General features: G+C 73.3%; 2 protein-coding genes. One reads left to right on the top strand and one right to left on the bottom strand.

Annotated elements, in window-relative coordinates; all coding sequences use genetic code 11:
- Window positions 1-1,108 (bottom strand): 8-amino-7-oxononanoate synthase (locus ACH4U7_RS53105; RefSeq protein ID WP_398534930.1); only part of this gene is annotated, 1,108 nt, incomplete at its 3' end.
- A gap of 144 nt (window positions 1,109-1,252) precedes the next feature.
- On the opposite strand from ACH4U7_RS53105, the gene ACH4U7_RS53110 reads away from it, so the two are divergent.
- On the top strand, window positions 1,253-2,587 hold the full coding sequence (locus ACH4U7_RS53110) for a cytochrome P450 (protein ID WP_398534931.1): 1,335 nt from the start codon (window positions 1,253-1,255) through the stop codon (window positions 2,585-2,587).
- Window positions 2,588-2,677: the final 90 nt, after the last annotated feature.

Raw genomic sequence — 2,677 nt, forward strand, 5'->3', positions numbered from 1 at the left:
CGGCTTCTGGTGAGGGTGCGCGGACGGACACCACGGCGGCGTCCGGCAGGCTGGCCTCCAGCCCGGCGGCGGTCAGGCCCGCCGACAGTCGCCGGGCCACTTCCCGGGTCCGAGTGGCGCGCTCCGGCTCCTCGCGCAACAGCCGCAGCGTGCCCAGGGCCGCGCCCACGCTCGCCGGGGCGAGCCCGGTGTCGAAGATAAAGGTGCGGGCCGTCTCCGTGAGGTGCCGGATGACCCTGCGGGGGCCCAGCACCGCTCCGCCCTGCGACCCCAGCGACTTCGACAGCGTCACGGTGGCCACCACGTCCGGTGCACCGGCCAGACCGGCGGCCGACAGTGCGCCGCTGCCTCCGTCGCCGACCACTCCGAGGCCGTGTGCGTCGTCCACCAGCAGCGCGGCGCCGTGCGCACGGCATGCCTCGGCCAGTTCCGTCAACGGCGCGGCATCGCCGTCCACAGAGAAGACCGAGTCGGTCACCACCAGGGCACGGCCCCCGCCGCGCCCGGTGAGCGCGGCGTGCACCGCGGCCGGGTCACGGTGCGGCACCTGTGTGACCTTCGCCCGGGAGAGTCGGCAGCCGTCGACCAGGGAGGCGTGGTTGTGGGCGTCGAAGACGATGAGCGTCCCCGGCCCTGTCAGAGCGGTGAGGGCGGCCAGGTTGGCCGCGTATCCGGAGGAGAAGACCAGTGCGGCCTGAAAGCCGCAGAAGGCCGCTAGTTCTTCCTCGAGCTCCAGGTGCAGCTGTGTGGTGCCCGTGACCAGGCGTGAGCCGGTGGCGCCACCGCCCCAGCGCGCCACCGCTTCCGTGGCCGCCCGCACCACGCGCGGGTGGCGGACCAGGCCCAGGTAGTCGTTGCTCGCCAGATCCAGTACTGGTTCGTCGGCCGGTCGTGGGCGCGGGTAACGGGTCAGCCCGGCGCGGCGGCGCAACTCGGCGCGCCGGTCGATCCAGTCGAAGACCGCCGCTGGGGCAGGGGCAGCGCTCCTCAGTTGGGCGCGGTGCGGATCGGTCCGGTCCGCGGAGGGCGCTGTGGCATCCGGCGCGGGGCGGGGCCGGGCGCCGGAGGTGGGGGCGGGGCTGGTCGGCTGGGTGGTGTGCTGGGCCATGACCTGCACTCTGACACGCGCGCGGTGGCCGGCCGGCGGGTGGGGGAGGATTGCAGGCCGGCCGCCCGGGGCCGCCGCCGCATGCCCCAGTGATGCCGCGCACACGGCGGCGGTGGACGAGCGGTCACGTGTTACCGTCCGTCCGTGATCACACCGGCCCTGGACACCTCCGCACCTGGTACGGGGGTCCGCGTCGCCGGGCCCCACAGCGGGGCGGCGGGGCCCGTACCGCCCGGCGCCGGACACGATCCGCTGGGCGTTCTCGACCTGTTCGGGGACGGCTTTGTCCGCGATCCTTACCCGTGGTTGGACACGCTGCGCTCCCAGGCACCCGTGCACCACGACGCGGGCACCGGTCTGTGGCTGATCAGCCGCCACCGGGACATCCGCCGGGTTCTGCTCGACCCCGACGCCTTCCGTCCGGACAACGCCCAGCACGCGGTCACCCCGCTGCCCGTGGCCGTGCTGCGGGTGCTCGCCCGGGCCGGTTTCCAGCTCCCGCCCGCACTCGCCAACAACGGAACCGACAGCCACCCCGGTCTACGCCGGGTGATCACCCGGTTCTTCAACGCCCGACGCGTCGAGGCCGCCGTACCGGTGATCGAGCGCCTGGCCGGGGAACTGCTCGACGCGGCGCGGGCGCGGCTCGACACCGACGGCGAATACGACCTGTTCGCCTCTTTCGCCCAGGTCCTTCCCTGCCGAGTGCTGATGGAGCTGCTGGGCATCCAAGACGTCGACCCGGCCACGCTGATCCGCTGGAGCGACGCGTCGCTGGAGCTGTTCTGGGGCAGGCCCGCACTGGACCGACAGCTCGAACTGGCCCACCAGGTGTGCCAGTTCCACCAATGGCTGACCGAGACCGTGCGCACCGGCAGGGCTGCCGACGGCTCCTTCGTCGGAGCACTTGCCCGGCACCGTCTGCCCGACGGAACGCCGTTGGACGCCCAGACGGCGGTCGGTGCCTGCTTCTTCGTCTTTATCGCCGGCCAGTCGACCACTGGACAGCTCATCGCCACCGTGCTGCGCCGGGCACTCAGTGAGCCCGGGATGTGGCCAAGGGTGGCACAGGAGACGGAAGCGTCCTGGGCCTGCGTGGAGGAGGTGCTGCGGCGCGAGCCGCCGGTCACCACATGGCGGAGGGTCGTGGCGCGACCTGTGGAACTCGGCGGGGTGGACCTGCCCGCGGGGGCGCAGTTGCTCTTGATGCTCATGGGCAGCGGTTCGGATCCGGAGGTCTTCGCGGACCCGGAGCGGATGTGTCCTCACCGGGTGAACATCCGCCACCACCTGGCCTTCGGCGCCGGTCGCCACCGCTGCCCGGGCGCGTCGCTGGCGCGAACGGAAGCGGCGGTGGCCCTGCGGGCGGCGGCTCGCAGCCTGCCGAAGGCGCGCCTCGCGAAGGGGGCGGAGGGGGCGCCGATGCTCGGCCTGCTGTCATTCCGGGCGCCGCTGCGTGTGGCAGTGGCCGACGGGTGAGGAGGGGCACCGCCACTCATGGTCGGTGGAACCAGGAACGCGACCGTCGCTGTTCGACCCAGATGGTCTTGCCCCGCGCTGCATGGTGGG

Source organism: Streptomyces sp. NPDC020845 (assembly GCF_044334165.1).
Classification (GTDB): domain Bacteria; phylum Actinomycetota; class Actinomycetes; order Streptomycetales; family Streptomycetaceae; genus Streptomyces.